This window comes from Mucilaginibacter sp. HD30, assembly GCF_054061755.1.
Genome location: NZ_JBSSEO010000001.1, coordinates 2,782,886 through 2,799,363, shown reverse-complemented (window position 1 = coordinate 2,799,363; position 16,478 = coordinate 2,782,886). Strand labels below are relative to the sequence as shown.

Here is a 16,478-nt window from a genome sequence, read left to right as displayed (position 1 = left end):
TGATAACACTTTGTATCAGAACAAAAGCAAGGCGATCTGGTCAAAATTACTATATTTGGGTTAAGCCATGACCGATGAAAGTTTTGAAATAAAACTGCCGCAGTTTGAGGGGCCGTTTGATCTGCTGCTGTTCTTTATTGAGCGGGATGAGCTGGATATTCACGAGATTTCCATCACCCGGATAGCTAACGATTTTCTGGACTATATTCACCACATGACCAGCCTTAACATTGAGCTGGCCAGCGAATTTATTTTTGTTGCCGCTACGCTGATGCGCATAAAGGCTAAAATGTTGCTGCCGCGATATGACGCCGAGGATGGCGAAAGTGAGATAGACCAAAAAGACGAACTGATACGCCGGCTGATAGCGTATAAAAAGTTTAAAGAGGTATGTGAAGAGATAAGGCCGATGGAAGATGAGCGCTTTAAACAGGAGCGCCGAGGCAATATTAAGTTTGATATTGAACAAACCGAAGTAGTAAAGTTGCCCGGCGAAGAACTGGCAGATATCAGCTTATATAAATTAATGATGGTGTACTCGCGGTTAATGCGCAACTACCAAAACCGTGCGCAGGAGGTAACCCATACCGTGGTACAATACCCTTACACCATAGAAGCGCAAAAAAAAGCCATAGACGATCTGCTGCGGATAAACACCCGGCTTGATTTTAAAACCATAGCAGGCAACTCAGAAAATAAAGTGCATTTTGTATATAACTTTTTAGCCGTGCTGGAGATGCTGCAACAGGAACTGCTGGACATACAGATAGGCTTGGGTTACAATAACTTTTGGGTATCGCCTAAGGAAGTTAATTAAAAGATAAAACGTCATGCTGAACTTGTTTCAGCAGCTCACAAGCCCGTCCGTTGTTAAATAGTGGGGTGCCGAAATAAATTCGGCATGACTTGATAGAGCTAATATTCTACACCCCAAACTGCTGCAAGTGGTGGTCCAGGTGCTTGTAAAACATTACGTTCCATTCATCTGCAGTCAATCGCCCAAAGGACAGCGATTCCCGGCCCTCGAAATGATCTTTACCTAATTGCAAGGTATGATCAAGGTATTCTATCAAACGCGCTTTCTCCGTCTCAAAATTCCTTTCATCGGCTATTATGAATGCTTTGGCGGTGGGTGTATTGCGTTTATATGGTTTTGGCCCCACAACAGCACTTTTAACTATCGCCTTTAAAATAAATCGCATAAAAGCGTTGGGTTTGGGGTGCTTATCGGTGTAAGCCATTTCATAGCTAACATTAGTATGCGCCAGCATTTGCGATACACTCATTTTGCCCCACAACGCGGCGGTTTGCGGCGTTAGTTTATTGATGCGGGCTTTAAGTTCGGCAACGTCGGCAGCATTGAAAACGCTTTTAATCATGATGAGAGGGTTTATTCAAATATAGTATTTAACCTTTTTATTTTACGTGCTTTATAATAATGTTGATAAACTATGGTTATAAATTACAACTTAGGACAATCACAAAAATGCATTTTAAACCTCTGGTTTTATTGGTATTAATATTTGCCTCATTATCATCAACGGCGCAGCTTAAAATACAAGGACAGATAACTAATGCTTTCTCTAAAACAGCCATTCCCTTTGCTACCGTTGGCGTAAAAAACAGAGTTATCGGTACCGTAGCTGATTCGGCCGGAAGATTTCAATTATCTATTTCACCGGATAGTATCGGTCCCAATAATCCCCTTATAGTAAGTTGTATCGGGTATCGATCCGTCGAAATAAATTATCAGAACATTAAGGATGTTAAGCAGATAATAGCGCTGGCCCCGGCTAATAATTATTTAAACCAGGCTACGATAAAACCAGCAAAGTTCAAGGAGAAAACATTTGGCAGAACGGGCAGCTCGGCGTTTATGAGCACGAAAATGATATCTGAGCATAACCACACAAGCGACGAGTTAGGCAAAGAGATAGGAACGGTAATTAGTATTGATAGAAATTGCAGGCTAACGGCGTTTAACATGCATGTTATATTCAATCATTTTGATAACGTTAAGTTTAGGCTAAATATTTATAGCGTAAAAGACGGCTTACCTGATACATTAATTATAAAGGACAATATATTGTTGGATGTTGGCCATGTAAGGCAAAAATGGATCAATGTTGATCTTACAAGATATCAGATCTATTTAGAGGGATATGATAAAGTGGCCGTAGCTATTCAGTGGTTAAAAAGCAAAACGGGTGATAATCCTCAAAAATCGTTCAATATAGCAGCCGTTCCGGCTATGGGCCATTCCATCTTATTCAGGGATAAGAGCCAGGCGAACTGGTTAAAGGTGGGTGGTAATTTAAGTATGAATTTTACCGCCAACGTTTATAAGGAATAAAGCTATCTGGCTTTTATACCAAAAACATCTTTCAACGCTTTTTTTGCCGCATGATAGCCACACATGCCATGCACGCCGCCACCAGGCGGGGTGGATGATGAACAAATATACAGCCCCTTTGCGGATGTGCGGTAAGGCGACCAGCGCAAGGCGGGGCGGGTAAACAACTGTTTAATATCCTGAACGCCGCCATTTATGTCGCCGCCGATGTAGTTGGGGTTATGCTCCTGCATCTGGGCGGTATTCATGGTATGCCGGGCCAGTATAATGTCTTTAAAACCGGGGGCAAAACGCTCCACCTGGTTTTCAATAGCAGCGGTCATATTAGCAACTGATCCATTGGGCACATGGCAATAGGCCCAACCGGTATGCGTTCCTTTGGGTGCACGGCTATGGTCAAACAAGCTTTGCTGGGCAAACAAAACAAAGGGCTTTTTCGGAATGATGCCTTTGCTAACAGAAAGTTCGGCATCCGCTATCTCGGCGAAAGTTCCGCCTAGATGTACGGTGCCTGCACCGTGACAAAAGTCGTTAACAAACGGTACCGGCCCATCCAACGCCCAATCTATTTTATAAACACCCATGCCATAACGGTAACGGTTTAGCTGCCATTTGTATATAGCCGAGAACTTGTGTCCTGCTATTTGCAGCAGTTGTTTGGGCGTAACATCAAACAGTACAGCGTGCGATGACGGCAATTGCGACAGTGAGCTGATGTACATATTGGTTTCGATAACCCCACCAAGCGATATGAAATACGAACCCAATGCCGCTGCAATAGATGCGGAGCCACCTTTAGCCACCGGCCAGCCTTTTAAATGGGCACCGGTGATGAGTGCTAAAGCAATAGCTGCTGTAGATCTGTTACTAAGCGGCTGCATACTATGCGCCGCCATGCCTGCAAATAACGCTTTAGCGCGTTCAGTTTTGAACGCGCCCGCTATTTTTTCGGCGCTTTGCAAGCCTTTCAACCCAAATTCTGCCATCTCTAACGGGTACTTAGGGAAATGCAGTGGACCTAACACATCGTTTTCAATGAGTGGCCAGTTTTTAACAACGGGCGATATCAAGTTCGTATAAGCCTGTTCATCGCCGGGTAAATATTTTGCTGTGGTTTGTATGGACGAATGCAACACGCCGGCGCTGCCGTCGTCAAGCGGGTGGGCGCAGGCAATTGTTGGATGTATGTATTCCAGTCCGTGATCTGACAATGGCAGGTTCCTGAAAAACGGCGAATTGATGGCCAGTGGATGAATGGCCGAACAAACATCATGCTTAAAGCCGGGTAGTGTCAGCTCCTGCGTAGCGAGGCCGCCGCCTATGCTAGCCTTGCCCTCTACGATCAAAACTGAAAGGCCATTTAACTGCATTAGTATAGCAGCGGCTAAGCCGTTTGGTCCTGAGCCTACTACAATAGCGTCGTAATCTCTTTTAGGTAAAGATTCAAAATCAGACATAACAGATTCAGCTCAGCATAAAAAATAAATAGTAAATGCTAAACAATTATAAGCGGAAATGTTCGAAAGAAAAAAAGCGGGTTGTGCTATTCCCTCCTCTGGGAGGGTGAAGGGAGGGGTTCAGCCGCGCTATTAAACCCCTTCCCGCCACTACGCATGCCAACGCACCCTTCCCAAGGGAAGGAGTTTAGCGGATCAAAAATGATTGACTACCCTAACGCCGCCGCAAAATCAGCTATCAGATCATCTTTATCCTCAATGCCTATTGAAAGGCGGATCATGTTATCAGATATACCCATTTCGGCGCGTTTCTCGGGGCCTAACTCATTAAAAATAGTATGTGCAACAGGAATAGATAGCGTACGCGTATCGCCGAGGTTGCTTGATTTTACAACCAGTTGCAACTTGTTTAAAAATGCGAAGCAATCCATGCTCTCTTCCAGCTCAATGCTCAACAATGTGCCATAGCCAGAGAATAGTTTTTTTGCCAGCTGATGCTGCGGATGGTTTTCCAGACCAGGGTAAAACACCTTTTTGATATTGGGGTGCACCTCGAAATACGATGCCAACGCCATCGCGTTATCTGTGTTACGATCCATACGCAGGGCCAATGTTTCGGCACCTATGGAGATATAATGAGCTGCTTCCGGCGCCATAGTGCCGCCGGCATCACGCAATCCTTTTTTTCTGATCTGGGTGATGCCCCATTTTTTAACATCGCCTTTTTTGTATACATCGTAAATGTTGGGATAAACGCTCCAGTCGAATAGGCCTGTATCTGTTACACAGCCGCCCAATGCGTTGCCGTGGCCGCCAATATTTTTAGTCAGGGAATTTACTACCAGGCCGGCTTTAACATTTACCGGCTTAAACAGATAGGGCGTGGTCATGGTATTATCCACCATGTACAATATGCCTTTTTGCTCGCAAAGGTTGCCAATAGCTTCCAGATCAGCTATTTGTGTAGCCGGGTTAGCAATGGTCTCAACAAATACCATGCGGGTATTTGGCTTTAAGGCATTTTCAACGTTGGTTACCGCTGTGGCATCAACAAATGTGATATCCAGCCCCATATCCATGTACGATTGGAACACGCTGCGGGTATTACCAAACAGGTAAGAGCTGGCCACAATATGATCGCCCTGTTTTATCAAAGCCAATACGGTTGATGATATGCCCGCCATGCCCGTAGCAAAGCCAACAGACGCAAAGCCATTCTCCATTTGCGTTACCTTATGCTCTAAAGCACTCACAGTAGGGCTGCCCTGACGCGAGTAAGCGTAGCCGCTTGTTTTATTCTGAAAAACATCAACCAGGTCCTGAACATCATCATAACCAAACGTTACAGAAGTGTGTATGGGTTTATGCAAAGCGCCGTGCTCTGGTTTTTGTAAACGGTCTGAGTGTAGCAGGGTGGTAGTAAAGCCTTTTTTAGTTGTCATTATCTTATTCGGTTATCACAAAATCACGTTGCGAACTTAGTAGTTTTTGCGCTAATTTTTAAATGATTTGAGAGGATTACGCTAATCCAAGCAGTATGTGACGCTCCGATTATCACAATCTTATTATCTTGCTTAATGTTTAAGTGGTTCAAGTTTAACTGGCCGTGTCGCAGGTATCAGCTGTATTTAATAAATACTACCGTTGAGTGTCGGTTGTATTTATGGGATAACTGGGAAAAGATATTGCCCTATATAAATACTTTGGTAGCCTTGACAGATCAGCCGGCATTTATCCGCACTTATCAATCTTATGAGTTTGAAAACCGATGGCTGGGTTTCGGGCGAATGAAATGGAGTGACGAGAATAATAGAAAATGGACAACGAAATACAGAGACAATAACTTCCCCGGAAAAGTGCCTGAGTTCTATTATACAGAAATATGGGCACCAGACTGGAATGCGTTATGCAAAACAGGTATGCCTCCGGATATTTTTGTTCACCTTTATAATAATCCCGGCGTTCAAGATGTAACAGAGGGCATTATTATCGCTTTGCCAATATCACTTTACGACAAAAATAAGCTATTAATTGATGATGCGGTTTCTAAAATTGCGGTTACTGTTACCGGTTCAAAAATTTATGAAGCCAAACGTGATTGGTGGGGGCGTAGGGCGGTAAGAAATAGCATAGAGGCTATTAATATTCATGAGGTATTGGAAATAATGAAGAGCGGAAAGTAGGGGTAATACCTTACAATTGATGCTATTTACTAATTATGAGTAATATTATATAACCAATATTTATCCACCAGCATTTATCGAGGCTTTAAACCCTACTGCTATGAAAAAATGGATATTCTTACTTCATGCATTATTAGTAATAAGTCTAATAACCCATGCCCAAACCATACCGAGCGGGGAAATGGTTAAAGCCACCAACACCGTAAACTCTCGCAGTGAATGCGGTTTGGCTGCCGCAAATGGCAAATTATACCTAATGGGCGGAGGTGGCAACTCGGCTTTGCCGGTTGAGATCTTTGACCCGGCAACAGCAACCTGGACAAAAGGCGCCACCGCGCCAAGCATTATGCACCATTTTCAGCCCGTAACATTGGGCGATAAAATTTATGTGCTGGAAGCTTTTGTTGATAATAATTATCCAAGCCAAACCACAGCCACTAATGTGTTTTGTTATGATATCAAAGCGGATAAATGGCAAAAACTGGCCGGTTTGCCTGTGGAGCGGCGGCGCGCCGCCGCGGGCGCTGCGGTTTACAACGGCAAGCTTTATATGGCAGGAGGTATACAAAATGGCCACGCCAGCGGCACTACCAACCTATTTGATGTGTACGACCCGGCAACTGATAAATGGACCGCGCTGCCTAACGCGCCGCACATACGTGATCACAGTATGGCCGCTGTTTTAAATGACAAGCTTTATACCATTGGCGGCCGTAATACCAGCATCCATGAGCCGGAGTTTGGCGCTTTTTATAGTAAAGTAGTGTTAGAAGTTGATGTTTACGATTTTAAAACGGGCCAATGGTCTACCCATGCCGCTAAGCTGCCGCAGGGTACCGGTGGTGGCTCGGCCGTGGTGGGTGGCCCCTTTTTATTTTATATAGGCGGCGAACGCGCTACCGATACCGAGGCAAACGCGCCGCGTAAAGATGTTTATTACATTGACCCACGAAGCGATAAAGCTTTTACCAAAACGTCCGACCTCAACTTTGCGCGCAACGGGCCGGGCGGAGCGGTTATAGTAACTGCTAAGGGTGGTGCCACAAATTATGATATTTATATTGCCGGCGGAGCCGGCAATAACGGCATTGGACTGGAAAAATCTAATGTGAGGACAGGGCCAGACGAATATTAAATGTTGAGTCGATGTGTCGACTTCTCGACACCTAAAATGCTGTTGACTTGTCCTAAAATAAGTTTACACTCGGTCTTGTCCGGATTTTGGTTTACACCTTTGGAGGGTTAAAGTGTTATTTATTGTTACTAAGTTAATAAGAGTTTTGATTAATATTTAGTGCTCTAAAGTTGTATTTATGATCGCCTTCTTTCTTCTATTCTTCCGATATTTTATCAGCGGTTCGTTAATTTCGTGAGCGATAACCGGCGTTAAGTTACTGCAACTCATATGAGGCCTGATATTATTTTAAGCCTCTATAGCAACACCGACAGCTAATAGCGCTTCCGACCTTGATTTGAATATACGGCTTAACCTAGACTCGGTCTTAAGAATACCATTTATTCTTTCAGCTATGGGATTTTCATATGCTTCACCGTGCTGTGTCATGCTTATGGCCATACTTTCCTTGTTAAGTATTTTGATATAATCATAGCTGCAATACTGAACACCCCTGTTTGAATGATGCATTAAAGGATGCTCTGTGCTCCTGTTTTTTACTGCCATATTCAACGCGTTTATAGGTCCGTCATTGGTCAGATAAGGATGTAAACAATATCCCATGATCTTTTTGGAATAGGCGTCCGTGATCAAACTCAGGTAATTAAAGTCATAGCTTATACAGATATAGGTTATATCAGCCACCCAGAGTTGTTCAGGACGGTTTATTTCTATTCCTTTTGCCAGATCCGGGTATTTCCAAAACAGGTGGTTAGACTGCGTTGTTCGCGGCCCTCGCAGCTTCCTGGAAATCAATAAGCCATGATCTCTTAATAAACCATTAAGCTTATCTCTCCCCATTGGAATATTGTTAGTTCTGAGAGGCTGATAAATGCACTTATAAAGCTTGTGAAGTTCTAAACCCGGCAGTTCTCGCCTGACTTGGGCGACCAACTCCAAAACGATTAATTCTGCCTGTTCAGCATCGCTTAAATGCCATTGCTTTTTATAAAATGCATGTCGGGATTTACCAAACAGTTTACAAAGTGGCCCTACACCCATCCTTGTAATATGCTTTTCTTTGATTAGCATCACTGTTTGGTGCCACGCTTTTTTCGCACCGGGACCTTCAGCTCTTTCTCAGCATAGTCAATCATGGCATTCAATCCATAGATCATGACATTTGCCTTTTCTAATGACTTCTCTAATTGCCGGATGCGTTGCTTAAGTGCATGCGGATCATTTTTATCTTTAGCGTCCATTGTAGCTAAAGTTACGGCTCCTTTTTCCAATTTCTTCTTGTAAAGATTCACCCAATTATTGAGTATCTGAACATTTGGTAATCGGTAGCTTTTGGCAACTTCTTTGGCTGACCGGCTACGGTACATAACCATCAAAACCAACTTTTCCTTAAACTGCTCTGTAAAGGTGAAGCGCTCTAACATTTTTTCTTTCATCTGGAATAAGTTTATTCCAAAAGTGTAAACCTATAGCCGTATGAGACCCATACGAGTGTAAACGATGAACAAAACAGAAGAAAAAAAGATCATTAGAGATCACTTAACCTACGGAATAAGTTTTCGTAATTTAGCCATACAGTACGGTATTAGCTACACCCGTGCGTACCGCATAGTGAAACGTCATAAATCAACTAACCAGGAAAAGGCTGTCCAGGAAGAACTGCCAGATGATGTCGCAGCGCTGAAAGCTATGTTACGCAGGGAGCGTTTAAAGAACGAATTGCTTAACAACATCATTGATATAGCAGATAAGGAGCTGGGCACCAACATCAGAAAAAAGTCTGGCACCAGGCAGTCGGAGTAAGCATACAGTTACACGCGCGCGGCTTACGTGCCAGCACTTGTTCTGTCACTTCAACCGCAATATCCATAACGCCAATTATAACATCGTTATCTAAAAGCGGGCGATAGCTGAAGTTAAAGTAACGCGTTTCCAGTTTCCCGTTGCGCATCATAGGTACCGGAGCTTCGTTGCCATCAAGCGCTTTACCTGTATTGTAAACCTCAAATAACATATCTACAGCCGGCGCGTCCTGTATCTCCGGTAAACCCTTTAGTAGTGGCTTTCCAATAATGCTGCTGTCTTTGTTCAATATTGCCAGCATAGCCTGGTTAACCTGGTCAATAACCATATCCTGCCCGCGAAATACTAAAATAGCAACCGGGGCCCGTTCAACAAGGCGCTTAAAATCTGTTTCTGATTCTTGCAGCCTTGTGTTAAGTCGGCTTATATTTTGATTAGAGGTTTGCAGTTCGGTGTTGGCAGCTAACAGTTCCTTATTAACGGCGCTCATTTTATAGCCGCTGTTGGAAAGTTCCGCTATCAGTTGTTCTTCGCGCTGCTGTTTTTCTGTTATTTGATCAAGGGCCTGCACCCTGCCGGTAACATCTGTAGCTGTATGTAAAATAGCATAAGTTTTGCCCGCGTTATTAAGCAAAGCCCGGTATTCAAAATCAAAATACGATGTTTTAGCTTCTCCATCAATTATCAGGGTAGCCGGCGTAGCGGTCGCGGTAATTGTTTCGCCGCTGTTCCAAACTTTTCTAAGCATCCCTGTAAAGGGCTGACCTTTAATTTCCGGAATAGCCTCTTCAAAGGTTCTGCCTAAAACGCTTTTGTCTTTGCCCCATATTTTAAGCATAGCGTTGTTAACAAACCCTATATGCAGATCAGCGCTGCAGTATACAGCTGTAGCATCTTTAGACAGGGACAGCACATGCAGTAAATCCTGGTCGGTTAACATTATTGTTTGCTAATTAATATCGCTTATTATAGGAATACGTTATTAACCGATAAAATTTTTTATTGTTTAAAGAATGTTTAATCTTAAAAATGGCTAACCTGCTTATCCTGTGGATGATTTTTCTAAATTTTACCTTTTTATGCTTCCGCCGGGTTGATTTGTGCTAATATTTGAGCGCACGAAGCGCTTTTATTCATTAAATACCAAATGATTTGTTTAAGTTAGCACAGTCCTACAGCCATTACTATGATTTGAAAAATCAAAATTTTGACTGGTTTTAATGCCTTAGCATGAAACAAGTTTTACAATGGTACCGGTCCATAGCCCGTCGCAATTTAGCTTCAAGCATTGACAGTAACACTCAAGGTTTAGGTTACTGGAAAGACGAGTTGTTTTGCAACTTTTTGCTTTATTGCTTGCCAATAAGCTTAATTGCTTTATTGCCCGGAGTTTATATGGCGCTAACAGACGGCTTCCCAATTATAGCCGTTGTTGATCTGGCAAGTTTTGCGGCAATCGCCATCATTACTTTTTCTGACAAATTTACCCTGCTTACACGCAAGGTCCTCACCTTAACCGTGTTGTATTTACTGGCAATTTTTTTAATCAACACGCTGGGCTATATGGGGCCGGGTGTTTTTTACCTGTTTTTTGTTACTGTCCTGTCGGCACTTATCTTCCCAATACGGGTTGGTTACACATCGGTAATTATTAACACGGTTATATTAATTGCTTTTGCGTTTATTATTGACTTTAAACTTTTTAATACCGCGCTTGCGCAGCAGTATACAACCGGTAAATGGATAGCCTTTAGCGTTAATCTTATTTTTGTTAGCGTAGTTATTTTGCTGCTTATTGATAAGATATTTGAAAGACTACAGTTAAGCATAGTTAACCTAACCCAGTTGCAGGAGCGCTATCGCCAGATTTTTGATAAAAGCCCATTGCCGATGTGGCTGTTTGATACCGGCGACTATAAATTTGTTGAGGTTAATGAGGCCGCCATCAGAAATTACGGCTACTCCAAAGCAGAATTTACAGCCATGACTATTATGGATATCCGTTATCCGGAAAGTGTCCAGCGAACAGCAAAGTTAGTTGACACTAACAAGTTATCCGGCGAATTTTACGGAGGTGTATCGCAGCACATTAAAAAGAGCGGCGATACCATCCTTGTAAAAATTGAAAGTAATTTACTGGAGCTGGATGGCCGCCGGGTGCGCCTTGTACAAGCAACTGACATTACCACGCAGGTAGAACACCAGGTAGAAGTATTCAATTATAACCAAAAGATAAAAGAATCAGAATCTAACCTGCGAGCGCTCTTTGATAGTGCGATAGACGGTTTTGTTTTATTGGATTCGCTGGGTACAATTAAATTGTATAACACAAAGGCCTTGGAAGCCATGGAATTTAACAAAGACCAAAAAGCGTTTGAGATTGGCGATAGCATTTTTGATTATGTGGAAACATCCCGCCTGGATTATTTTAGAAAAGTAATGGACAGGGTTTACCAAGGCGAAACGATCGACTATGATCGCATGTTCCGGGTAGACGGCGCAAGCATTTGGATAAGGTACACCGTGACACCTGTGCGCGAACGTAAGCGTGTTATCGGCGCCTGTATTGCCGGCAGGGATATAACTGAAAGAAAGTTTTACCTTAGGTCTGTAGAGGAGCAAAACAAGGTATTCCGTGAAATATCCTGGATGCAATCGCATTTGGTAAGGGCGCCTCTGGCCAGTATAATGGGCCTGTTGCCTATGTTAAGCAGCGAACCCGAGGATGGTACCAAAGAGCAAGTAGTAGAGTACCTGAATGTTTCTGCAAACCAATTGGATAAGATAATTTGGCAGATTATTGAAAAATCTACCAGTGTTATTGAGCAGTACCCTGAACAGGGGCAACAAAATCAGGGCGAAGGTTGATCTACCTTAACACTGATCTTCTTCCAGATAGAATACACACCCAAAACAAATATCGCTGCTATTATGGCGTACACCCATGGCGATATATTGCGCCCAACTATCATAACGTAAGTGTATGGGATGCAGAAGCTGACGCCGGCAGCAAGTAGCTGCGTTATAAAAGGTTTTTTTAGGCGGATGTTATTGATGGCCCAGCCCAGGCAAGTAAATAAACTGATCTTGCTGCACAGGTAGAGGCAAAAGATAACCAAGGGGTCAACCCCGTGCTTATCGCCCAGGTCAACCACCCAATCTTTTATGATGTTAAAGAATTCCTGCATCAGTGCAAGGTAAAGAATAGCAATTAAAGACAAACATTATAAGTTTTTAAACGCTTAATAAAGCCACATATTACTGCCGCCTGTAACTTATCGCGTAACTAACGCTTCGCCTTCAAAAACAACGCCATCCCAGCCATGCACCATAAACTGCCTTATGTTTTGATGGTCTGTGCCGGTAGGAGTATCAAGTACTGCCCGATAGTGTTCTGCAAACAGTAAAAGGGTATCTTCAGCGTTCAAATTATTAAGCTTGGCAAAAGCAAAAACGCGGGCGCTGCCCTGGTTTTGGGCAACTTCATTATAGGTATCGCCGTTTTTAAAGGCGGTTGGCTGGTGCATATAATGGGTATCTATAAATTCAATAACCTTAGCAAAAGGCATTGCATTTAATTTTAGGGACTCGAGTAAAGTTGGCAGTTGTTCTTTCATCCGGCAAAAATAAAAGAATATGTTGATCGCGGCCCTGCAACTTAACACTACGTTGAAAAGTCTTAAATTCAGTTTATATTTGATAAAAGCCACTACATTATGGAAACGGTATTTAATAGCATTATACCCGTATTGCCGTCGGCAGATATTGAACGGGACGTTATATGGTACAAAGATAAAACCGGATTTGACCTCATCTTTTCTGATAAGATGTACGCTGTTTTAGGCCGAGACTGCTTGTACATGCATTTACAATGGCACGCCGACACAGTGTCTGACCCATTGTTAGGTGGCTCTGTAATAAGGATCTATGTGAAACATATTCAAGCTCTTTTTGATGAATTTGTAGCAAGGGGTACAGTTAAGCATGATGCCTTGATACCCAACACACCTTGGGGCACCAATGAGTTCGGTTTTTACGACTTGAATAGGAATGCCATTTTTGTTATGGAAGACGTTGGCAAGCAAGCCATATAACTCAAACACTTATTTCTTTACCAACCACAGGCCGGCTATAACGCCGGCAAATGCTGCTGCGGCTATGTATTTACGATGCGCGCCCGGCTTTCCCGGCAGCCCGAAGCCTCCATAAGGCGACATGCCATAATCTACAGTATTAAAAACATTGCCGTCGGTTTTGCTGATCTCATCGGCCTGGTTAAGGTAGCGCCGCATCACTGCGCCGGTTGCATTGGCCATTAATTGCGGAAACAAGGTATGCGCAAGTTTAAGTACAATAGAAACGCTGCCCACAAACCGCGTTGATTGCGGGTTGGCAGCTACATCAATCATTGCCAGCGCTACACGTCGCGGATCGTAAACAGGTGGGGCGGGTTTTAAAACTTTACCGGTATAGTTACCCGCATGCTGAATTCCGGGGGTGTCTAAAAACGCCGGAAAGAGGTCGCACACGTGTATATCGGGCCACGCTGTCAGTTCGCCCTTTAGCGATTGTGAAAAACCGCGCAAGGCAAATTTACTGGCCGTATAACCGCCGCCGTAAGGCACAGGTACAAAACCGCCTATAGAGATATTGTTGATAATTATTCCGCTTTTTTGCGCTTTAAAGAAGGGCAGTACCGCGTGCGCGCCATTCATGTAACCTAATAAATTTGTGCGGATAACCTGCTCATGCAGCGCCATGGGCATTTCGTCAAAAGGACCCGCGGCTAAAACACCTGCGTTGTTTACCCACACATCAATACGGCCGAAAAAATAGATGGCTGCATTTGCCAAATTTATTACGGCTTTGCTATCGCTTACATCTGTTGGTACAACCAGTACCTCGGCGCCCAGCTGCCTGCATTCCTGCGCCACTTCTTCTAAAACCACTTCGTTTCTGGCTGCTAAAGTTAGCCGTGCCCCGCATAGCGCAAATTCTGTGGCTGCTGCCCGGCCCGCACCGCTTGATGCACCTGTAATGACCACACTTTTATTGAAAAGTTTTTTTGATGTTTTCATTCTGCTTTTTAACATGAATATTATCGCGCTTTTAATTTCCGTCCGGAAATGGCTTGTTCTGCATTTTGGATAAATAGCTCCGTTTTACAAAAGTGACGTTAGCGCTTTTGTAGGCGGGCCTGTTAGCACCTCGCCGTTTATAGCGTAACGCCCGCCATGACACGGGCAATCCCAGGTACATTCTGCCGCGTTAAAATTGACTATGCAACCAGCGTGGGTACAAACCGGGCTCAAGGCATGTATAGCGCCGGCTTCATCACGATAAACAGCCATCTTTTCACCATCAAGCTTAACAATCTTGCCGGTGCCGGGCTTCAGGCCCTGCAAAGAGTCCGTTTCGTCTACGCCAAAACGATCAGCAACAAAATGATAAGCAACGTCTGCATTTTCTTTAACAAACTCTAAAAAGCCGTCTACCGGTTTTAGGCGCGATGGTGAAAAAAGATCTTCATACCGGTTTTCAACACCAAGAACTTTATCTGCCAGTATTTTTGCCGATATACTGCCTAACATCATTCCGTTACCGTTAAAGCCGGTAGCTGTGAACACACCATCAGCCATAAATGGCATTTGGCCAACATAGGGCAATCCATCCGCAGGAATATAATACTGAGACGACCACTTGTATTTTATTGATGAGACGTCATAATATTTACGTGCGTATTCTTCCAGGTCGGAAAACGCTTTTTCAGGATCATCATGCCCTGTTTTATGATCGTTACCCCCTATAAGCAGTATTTGTTCCCCATCTATATCGTGCGTACGTACATAGTGATATGGTTCCTGCATATCATATATCAACGCATCAGGGTAATCGCCGCTTTTTAGTTTTACACCCAACACATAGCTGCGGTAAGGCGCGCAACGAAAGCTAAACACCGTGATGCCCGGTGGAGTATGTGTTGCGTATATCACCTGTTTGGCGGTAATCTCTATGTCTGCTGCTTTTGCAAGATGTGTACCGTCTGCATGTTCCAACTTTTCTATAAAAGTATTTTCAAACAGGTGGCCGCCGGCTGCTATAAAGGCTGTTTTAAGGGCCAGTAAATATTTTATGGGGTGAAACTGCGCCTGCCCGGGTATCGCCAATGCTTTAACGAAAGGCACATGGGTAGGTACATGTTCGGTATAGTTAGCCGCAACGCCCACCTGTACAAAGCCATCATAAATATCAGCCAGTTGTTTTGCTTCATCGTCGTTTTCGGCATATAAGTAGCCCATTTTTTCTTCATGATCGCAATCTATTCCGAGGCTGCTTACAAAATCCCTTATTATGCCGGCGCCTTCATTTATCGCGTCGGCAAACAGCTGAGCGCCTTCCTGCCCAAAAGCGCTTTGGGCTTCCGGGTAGGTGGTGTCGGCAAAAGTGTTAATATGGGCACTTGTGCCGCCGGTGGTGCCAAAACCCAGGTTGTGCGCTTCTGCAATGGCCACTTTTTTGCCTGCCTGCAGCAGCAAAACACCCGCTGTTAAACCGGTAATACCGCCGCCTACAATAAGGCAATCGTACACTTGGTTTGCTACGTCCTGTTTACTTATTGCGGCCTCTTCGGCCATTTGCCATGGGCTGTGCTTCATCCCATCGCGTGTAGTGTTATTTTCAATGCTGTGTGCCATACTAATTGTAACTGATTGAGGGGATTGTTGTTTTCTTAAAAGCTGAAAAATTTAACTAAAACCACAGGTTGTTTAGATTGTTAATTACAAATACCAACGCAATTGTTAAAAAAAGGATTAATATGGGCAGTTTTTTTGTGATGATTTTTGGAGAGGGTAAAGACTTAAATGCCCTGCAAATGACTTGCAGGGGTACAGCTGTATTTTTGCTTGCGTTAGTACTTATCCGCCTCTCGGGCCGTCGCTCTTTCGGGCTGCGCACTCCGCTCGACAATATCATTAGTATTTTAATGGGAGCTGTTTTGAGCCGCGCAGTTGTGGGTGCATCGCCTTTTGTGCCGGTTGTTCTAACATGCGTGGTTGTGGCGTTTCTGCATAGGGCGTTTGGATGGCTGGTTGCCCGGTATCCAGCCTTTAGCCGTTTTGTTGAGGGTAATAAGATCTTACTTTTTGAAAGGGGACATTTTATTGATCCACATTTAAAACGGGTGCAGGTTTGTCGCGAAGATGTGATGCAGGGCATCAGGAAGTCTGCACTCACTGAAGATATGGAAAATATCGATCACGTTTATATGGAGCGGAACGGCGAAATAAGCGCGATAAAAAAACAAGGGAAGTAAATTGAAAATTTTGTTTAACACTAAAATTGATAAGCTATGCCATGGTATAACGGAGACTACCCGCCATCATACAAAAATCAGCCCGAGCATGTGCGGGAAAAGGCGACAGAGATAGCCAACGAGATTTTAAAGGAAGGCGGAGACGAAGGCATTGCCATTGCCACTGGTTTAAAACGCGCCAGACAGTATTTTAAGGATCATCCGGAAGAGAAACCGGTTAAAGCGCGATAGT

At 43.7% G+C, this 16,478-nt stretch carries 19 protein-coding genes; 9 read left to right on the top strand and 10 right to left on the bottom strand.

The features are described 5' to 3' along the window. Positions 1-67 precede the first annotated feature (67 nt). A complete protein-coding gene (locus tag ACVW2L_RS13400) occupies positions 68-817 on the top strand; it encodes a segregation and condensation protein A (RefSeq protein ID WP_457128476.1) in 750 nt (249 codons plus the stop codon). Between the two features lie 106 nt (positions 818-923). On the opposite strand, the gene ACVW2L_RS13395 is transcribed toward ACVW2L_RS13400, so the two are convergent. Next, positions 924-1,379, bottom strand: coding sequence for a DUF1569 domain-containing protein (locus tag ACVW2L_RS13395; protein ID WP_457128475.1), 456 nt, complete (start codon positions 1,377-1,379; stop codon positions 924-926). A gap of 107 nt (positions 1,380-1,486) precedes the next feature. Between ACVW2L_RS13395 and ACVW2L_RS13390 the strand changes: the two genes are divergently transcribed. Beyond that, positions 1,487-2,353, top strand: a complete 867-nt coding sequence (locus ACVW2L_RS13390) for a carboxypeptidase-like regulatory domain-containing protein (RefSeq protein ID WP_457128474.1) — start codon at positions 1,487-1,489, stop codon at positions 2,351-2,353. A gap of 2 nt (positions 2,354-2,355) precedes the next feature. Here ACVW2L_RS13390 and ACVW2L_RS13385 read toward each other — a convergent pair whose 3' ends face one another. Beyond that, positions 2,356-3,810: a phytoene desaturase family protein gene (locus ACVW2L_RS13385; RefSeq protein WP_457128473.1), complete on the bottom strand. Its 1,455-nt coding sequence runs from the start codon at positions 3,808-3,810 to the stop codon at positions 2,356-2,358. A gap of 209 nt (positions 3,811-4,019) precedes the next feature. Beyond that, the gene (locus ACVW2L_RS13380) at positions 4,020-5,252 is read right to left on the bottom strand and encodes a cystathionine gamma-synthase family protein (protein WP_457128472.1); all 1,233 of its coding nucleotides are present in this window, start codon (positions 5,250-5,252) and stop codon (positions 4,020-4,022) included. Positions 5,253-5,387: 135 nt separating this feature from the next. Between ACVW2L_RS13380 and ACVW2L_RS13375 the strand changes: the two genes are divergently transcribed. Together ACVW2L_RS13375 and ACVW2L_RS13370 are read left to right on the top strand one after the other, a co-directional pair. After that, the gene (locus ACVW2L_RS13375) at positions 5,388-5,993 is read left to right on the top strand and encodes a hypothetical protein (protein WP_457128471.1); all 606 of its coding nucleotides are present in this window, start codon (positions 5,388-5,390) and stop codon (positions 5,991-5,993) included. Positions 5,994-6,093: 100 nt separating this feature from the next. After that, positions 6,094-7,128, top strand: coding sequence for a Kelch repeat-containing protein (locus ACVW2L_RS13370; protein WP_457128470.1), 1,035 nt, complete (start codon positions 6,094-6,096; stop codon positions 7,126-7,128). 288 nt (positions 7,129-7,416) lie between these two features. Here ACVW2L_RS13370 and ACVW2L_RS13365 read toward each other — a convergent pair whose 3' ends face one another. Both ACVW2L_RS13365 and ACVW2L_RS13360 read right to left on the bottom strand, forming a co-directional pair. Continuing rightward, positions 7,417-8,199, bottom strand: coding sequence for an IS3 family transposase (locus ACVW2L_RS13365; RefSeq protein ID WP_457128469.1), 783 nt, complete (start codon positions 8,197-8,199; stop codon positions 7,417-7,419). Then, positions 8,199-8,564 carry a hypothetical protein gene (locus tag ACVW2L_RS13360; RefSeq protein ID WP_457128468.1) on the bottom strand — a complete coding sequence of 122 codons (366 nt, stop codon included), beginning with the start codon at positions 8,562-8,564 and terminating at the stop codon, positions 8,199-8,201. The genes ACVW2L_RS13365 and ACVW2L_RS13360 overlap by 1 nt, the downstream gene beginning before the upstream one ends. A 64-nt stretch (positions 8,565-8,628) precedes the next feature. On the opposite strand from ACVW2L_RS13360, the gene ACVW2L_RS13355 reads away from it, so the two are divergent. Beyond that, complete coding sequence (locus ACVW2L_RS13355) at positions 8,629-8,931, top strand: hypothetical protein (RefSeq protein WP_457128467.1); 303 nt, start codon at positions 8,629-8,631, stop codon at positions 8,929-8,931. Here ACVW2L_RS13355 and ACVW2L_RS13350 read toward each other — a convergent pair. Continuing rightward, complete coding sequence (locus ACVW2L_RS13350; protein WP_457128466.1) at positions 8,897-9,871, bottom strand: PAS domain-containing protein; 975 nt, start codon at positions 9,869-9,871, stop codon at positions 8,897-8,899. The two genes, ACVW2L_RS13355 and ACVW2L_RS13350, sit on opposite strands and share 35 nt — an antisense overlap. Before the next feature lie 290 nt (positions 9,872-10,161). Here ACVW2L_RS13350 and ACVW2L_RS13345 point away from each other — a divergent pair, with 290 nt between their 5' ends. Continuing rightward, on the top strand, positions 10,162-11,799 hold the full coding sequence (locus ACVW2L_RS13345; protein ID WP_457128465.1) for a PAS domain S-box protein: 1,638 nt from the start codon (positions 10,162-10,164) through the stop codon (positions 11,797-11,799). Here ACVW2L_RS13345 and ACVW2L_RS13340 read toward each other — a convergent pair. Together ACVW2L_RS13340 and ACVW2L_RS13335 are read right to left on the bottom strand one after the other, a co-directional pair. Then, positions 11,784-12,119, bottom strand: a complete 336-nt coding sequence (locus tag ACVW2L_RS13340) for a hypothetical protein (RefSeq protein ID WP_457128464.1) — start codon at positions 12,117-12,119, stop codon at positions 11,784-11,786. The genes ACVW2L_RS13345 and ACVW2L_RS13340 overlap by 16 nt on opposite strands. Before the next feature lie 87 nt (positions 12,120-12,206). Then, positions 12,207-12,548, bottom strand: coding sequence for a HopJ type III effector protein (locus ACVW2L_RS13335; protein ID WP_457128463.1), 342 nt, complete (start codon positions 12,546-12,548; stop codon positions 12,207-12,209). A 99-nt stretch (positions 12,549-12,647) separates the two neighbouring features. Between ACVW2L_RS13335 and ACVW2L_RS13330 the strand changes: the two genes are divergently transcribed. Next, positions 12,648-13,025 (top strand): hypothetical protein, encoded by a 378-nt coding sequence (locus ACVW2L_RS13330; RefSeq protein WP_457128462.1) that lies wholly within the window; start codon positions 12,648-12,650, stop codon positions 13,023-13,025. A 9-nt stretch (positions 13,026-13,034) separates the two neighbouring features. On the opposite strand, the gene ACVW2L_RS13325 is transcribed toward ACVW2L_RS13330, so the two are convergent. Both ACVW2L_RS13325 and ACVW2L_RS13320 read right to left on the bottom strand, forming a co-directional pair. Next, on the bottom strand, positions 13,035-14,009 hold the full coding sequence (locus ACVW2L_RS13325; RefSeq protein ID WP_457128461.1) for an SDR family oxidoreductase: 975 nt from the start codon (positions 14,007-14,009) through the stop codon (positions 13,035-13,037). Between the two features lie 84 nt (positions 14,010-14,093). Then, entirely contained in the window at positions 14,094-15,626 is a 1,533-nt protein-coding gene (locus ACVW2L_RS13320) for an FAD-dependent oxidoreductase (RefSeq protein WP_457128460.1), read from the bottom strand. 122 nt (positions 15,627-15,748) lie between these two features. Between ACVW2L_RS13320 and ACVW2L_RS13315 the strand changes: the two genes are divergently transcribed. Together ACVW2L_RS13315 and ACVW2L_RS13310 are read left to right on the top strand one after the other, a co-directional pair. Then, a complete protein-coding gene (locus ACVW2L_RS13315) occupies positions 15,749-16,246 on the top strand; it encodes a DUF421 domain-containing protein (protein ID WP_457128459.1) in 498 nt (165 codons plus the stop codon). Between the two features lie 36 nt (positions 16,247-16,282). Next, positions 16,283-16,477, top strand: a complete 195-nt coding sequence (locus tag ACVW2L_RS13310) for a hypothetical protein (protein ID WP_457128458.1) — start codon at positions 16,283-16,285, stop codon at positions 16,475-16,477. The last annotated feature ends 1 nt before the right edge of the window (position 16,478 follow it).